We start from the raw sequence: 4,157 nt of genomic DNA, 5'->3' as shown, positions 1-4,157 counted from the left end.
ACCGCGAGGGCTTCGTCGTCGTCGAGCAGCAGTGGGGGCATCTCGGCGCCTGCTCCGAGTTGGTAGCCGCCGCCCACTCCGGCGGTGGCGTTGACGGGGTAGCCGATTCCGCGGAGCTTGTCGACGTCGCGCCGGACCGTCCGCGGTGTCACGTTCAGCCGCTCGGCCAGGTCGGCCCCTGCCCAGTCGCGTCGCGTCTGGAGCAGAGACAGCAGTTTGAGCAGTCGCGCCGATGTTTCCTGCATGCACCGATCAAAGCAGCTATTGCGGACAGGTGTGGTCCGCTGCATGGTTCTGACCACCACTCCGGTTCCACTACTGTTGATCGGGTGCTCTCAGTCGTTCACAGCCCTGTCGTTGTCAGGGCGCCGTCGAAGGTCAATCTGCACCTGTCGGTCGGCGATCAACGCGCCGACGGCTATCACGAGCTCACGACGGTGTTCCAGGCCTTATCTTTGTCCGACGGGGTATCGGTGGTCCCGGCGCAGGGTCTTCGCGTCATCGTCAAGGGTGCGGGTGCGCAGTCGGTGCCGACGGACGAACGCAATCTGGTGTGGAAGGCCGCGGTGTTGCTCGGCAATCGCGTCGGGCGTGAGCCGCTGGTGGAGATCACCATCGACAAGGGCATTCCGGTCGCGGGCGGTATGGCCGGTGGCAGTTCGGATGCAGCCGCCACGTTGGTCGCGCTCGATGCGATGTGGAAGTTGGAGCTGACGCGCGCGGAGCTCACCGATCTGGCGGCCGAGCTGGGCAGCGATGTGCCGTTCGTGTTGCACGGCGGTACCGCAGTAGGTACGGGGCGAGGGGAGAAGTTGCTTCCGGTGCTCTCGCGCAACACCTTTCACTGGGTCCTCGCTCTGGCAAAGGGCGGCTTGCAGACGCCGGCGGTGTTCGGTGAACTCGACGAGCTCCGCGCCAAGGGGGCGCCTCCTCGGCTCGGCGCGCCCGACGCGCTGATGCAGGCTCTCGTCAGCGGCGACGCCCAGGCGTTGGCGCCGCTGTTGGGCAACGATCTTCAAGTGGCGGCCGTGTCGCTGCTGCCGCAGTTGCGTCGCACACTGCGGGCGGGCGTCACTGCAGGTGCTCTTGCGGGCATCGTCTCGGGGTCCGGCCCCACCTGTGCATTTTTGTGCGCCGACGCCGACACCGCGGTGTCCGTGGGTGCCGAGTTGTCCGGTGCGGGCGTCTGCCGCACCGTGCGTGTTGCGAGCGGCCCCGTTCCGGGTGCTCGCGTGGTTACTAGCGAATCGATTGGTTCTTTCTGATGGTCAATCTCGTCAATCTCGAAAACGTCTCCAAGTCCTTCGGCGTCAAACCGCTGCTCGACGGTGTGTCCCTCGGTGTGCAGGAGGGCGAGCGTATCGGCATGGTCGGCCTCAACGGCGGCGGCAAGACGACCACCCTCGAGGTCCTCGCGGGCATCGAGCCACCGGATTCGGGTCGGGTCAGCCGCGTCGGCGGATTGCGCATGGCCGTGGTGACGCAGCGCGGCGTTCTGCCTCCCGGATCGACCGTCGGGCAGGTCGTTCTCGATCCGCTCGGTATGGCCGAGCACGAGTGGGCGGGCGACTCGCGGGTCCGCAACATTCTGACCGGCATCGGTATCGCCGACCTGGGGCCGGCAGGTAGTTCGGGGCTCGACGCGCCCATCGACAACCTGTCCGGTGGTGAACGTCGCCGGGTCGCGCTGGCGGCCGCTCTGGTGCAGGATTTGGACCTGCTGGTGCTGGACGAGCCGACCAACCATCTCGACGTCGAGGGCGTGCAGTGGCTCGCCGCGCACCTGGTTGCACGGCGCAGTGCGCTCGTCGTCGTCACCCACGATCGCTGGTTCCTCGACACCGTGGCCAACCAGACCTGGGAGGTCGTCGGCGGCGGCATCGAAACCTACGAGGGTGGCTACAACGATTGGGTCTTCGCGCGCGCCGAGCGTTCACGCCAGGCGGATGCATCCGAGGAGCGGCGTCGTAACCTTGCACGCAAGGAGCTCGCATGGTTGCGCCGCGGTGCTCCGGCTCGAACGTCGAAGCCCAAGTACCGCATCGAGGCAGCAGAAGCCCTCATCGCCGACGTGCCACCGCCGCGCGACTCGGTCGCACTGTCCTCCTTCGCTCAGCGTCGGCTGGGCAAGGTCGTCATCGAGCTCGAGGACGCCAGGCTCGAGACCCCCGACGGCCGCGAGCTGGTCAAGGACTTCACCTGGCGCCTGGCCCCGGGTGAGCGAGTCGGACTCGTCGGTGTCAACGGTTCGGGTAAGACGACGATGCTTCGCACGCTGGCGGGGGAGTTGGAACCCGCTGCGGGCAAGCGCATACAGGGGCAGACCGTCAAGATCGGTTGGCTCAAGCAGGAATTGGACGATCTGCCGAAAAAACTTCGGGTCCTCGACGCAGTCAAAGAAGTCGCCGAGCGAATCACGCTGGGCGACAAGGAAATCTCTGCCGGCCAGCTCGCCGAACGGCTGGGGTTCACCCCTGCTCGTCAGCGCACGCCCGTCGGTGATCTGTCCGGTGGCGAACGCAGGCGCCTGCAGCTGACCCGGGTTCTGATGGCCGAGCCGAACGTGTTGCTGCTCGACGAGCCGACCAACGACCTCGACATCGACACCCTGCAGCAACTCGAAGACATCTTGGATGGCTGGGCGGGAACACTCGTCGTCATCAGTCACGACCGGTACCTGATCGAACGCATCTGTGATTCGACGTGGGCGCTCTTCGGTGACGGCAAATTGACCAACCTGCCGGGCGGCATCGAGGACTACCTGCGCAGGCGCGCGATCATCGCAGCCGATGCGACCCCCGATTCGCTCACCACGGGTGTCGCTCCGAGGAGAGCAGTTCGCGATGCTGCGTCCGAACGTGCGGCGCGCAAAGAGCTGAGCAAGCTCGAGAAGCTCGTCGTCAGGTTGTCCGACCGCGAGGTCGCCCTGCATGCCGAACTGGCACAGGCAGCCACCGAGCCGAGCAAGCTGGTAGAACTCGACGCCGAACTCCAGAAGGTCGTCGCCGACAAAGATGTCGCCGAAGAGCGCTGGATGGAACTCGCCGCCGAACTCGACGGGTAGGAGCGCGCAATCTCGTTGCGCCTGAACGTCGTAGGCGGAAACGACCCGGTACCGGGCGGCGCAGGCTACTTTCGGTCGATCGACCACGTGGCGGAAATCCATCGGTTGAAGTATCGGTACGCGCGCGCTCTCGACACCAAGTCGTGGTCCGACTTCGCCGACACCGAAGATTCCCGACGCCACGGCCACCTACGGGGAGCATCTGCGGTTCGCTTCGCGGGATGCGTTGGTCGAGTTCATGCAGACGACGCTCGGGCAGAACGTGATTACCGAGCACCGGTGCGATCACCCGGAGATCGAGGTCGACGGTGATGCGGCGACGGGCATCTGGTATCTCGGAGACACAGTGATCATCCCGGAGTACCAGGTGATTCTCCGTGGCGCAGCGTTCTATCGAGATCGGTACGTACGGTGTAGTGATGGGAAGTGGCGGATCGCGCACACGGGATACGAGAGAACCTACGAGTACGTCGTGTCGACGACGGATATGCCGAGTTTCGAATTGACCGCCAACATGTGGGCCGTGCAGTGACGTCGATTGTTCGCACGATTCTGGGTTCGGCGTTCGACGACCTGCATCCCAAGGTGCAGTGGCGGTTCGGATTGTCGTCGGAGGATCAGCGGTGCCAAGAGGGTGTCGGCGTGATGGAAGAGATGACGCATTCGGCGTTGGTTCCGCCGCCGATTCTCTGGCTCGGTGGTCGCCGCGGGCTGTTCCCGGCGAGGAAGGCGAACGATGTCCCGTTCACCGTCGCCAATTACGCGTACGTCGACGCGATCGGCCGGGAGACGCTGTCGTTCGTGCGGCGGTTCTCGTTCGTGGGTAAACCGCAGGGCATGAACTCGGTGATGGCCACGCCCGCGCGTTCCCCTGCAGATCATGCCCTCGACTACCTGGGCATCCATTCGGACATGGTCGTGCACACTCGCTGCAAGGTCGACGCAGAGGGCGGGTTGATCCTCGAGAGTGGCGCGCCGCGAGTCAGGGGCGTCAAGATTCCGCAGTTGGCGTCGGCGTTGACCACCGCGCGCGAGTGGTGGGACGACGAGGAGCAGCGGCATCGCATTCAAATCGACGTCACGAGTCCGGTAG

At 65.3% G+C, this 4,157-nt stretch carries 4 protein-coding genes and 1 pseudogene; 4 read left to right on the top strand and 1 reads right to left on the bottom strand.

Annotated elements, in window-relative coordinates:
- The coding region (locus tag WBQ44_RS00165) for a helix-turn-helix transcriptional regulator (protein ID WP_495564715.1) at positions 1 to 245 on the bottom strand (245 nt) is incomplete at its 3' end.
- An 84-nt stretch (positions 246 to 329) separates the two neighbouring features.
- On the opposite strand from WBQ44_RS00165, the gene WBQ44_RS00160 reads away from it, so the two are divergent.
- The 4 genes and pseudogenes from WBQ44_RS00160 to WBQ44_RS00145 form a co-directional block, all read left to right on the top strand.
- Positions 330 to 1,265: a 4-(cytidine 5'-diphospho)-2-C-methyl-D-erythritol kinase gene (locus WBQ44_RS00160; RefSeq protein ID WP_495564714.1), complete on the top strand. Its 936-nt coding sequence runs from the start codon at positions 330 to 332 to the stop codon at positions 1,263 to 1,265.
- Entirely contained in the window at positions 1,265 to 3,064 is a 1,800-nt protein-coding gene (locus WBQ44_RS00155) for an ABC-F family ATP-binding cassette domain-containing protein (RefSeq protein ID WP_495564713.1), read from the top strand. Before WBQ44_RS00160 ends, WBQ44_RS00155 begins: the two co-directional genes overlap by 1 nt.
- A gap of 78 nt (positions 3,065 to 3,142) precedes the next feature.
- A pseudogene (locus tag WBQ44_RS00150) lies at positions 3,143 to 3,596 on the top strand (nuclear transport factor 2 family protein).
- The coding region (locus WBQ44_RS00145) for a DUF4166 domain-containing protein (RefSeq protein WP_495564712.1) at positions 3,593 to 4,157 on the top strand (565 nt) is incomplete at its 3' end. The pseudogene WBQ44_RS00150 and the gene WBQ44_RS00145, both read left to right, overlap by 4 nt.

The sequence above is a fragment of the Rhodococcus sp. (in: high G+C Gram-positive bacteria) genome (genome assembly GCF_049591685.1).
Classification (GTDB): Bacteria; Actinomycetota; Actinomycetes; order Mycobacteriales; family Mycobacteriaceae; genus Rhodococcoides.
This window is presented reverse-complemented; position numbering and strand designations above follow the sequence as displayed.

Excerpts from the sequence above, each read along its gene's own strand:
- WBQ44_RS00155 (WP_495564713.1), top strand. The coding sequence starts at position 1,265 with ATGGTCAATCTCGTCAATCTCGAAAACGTCTCCAAGTCCTTCGGCGTC.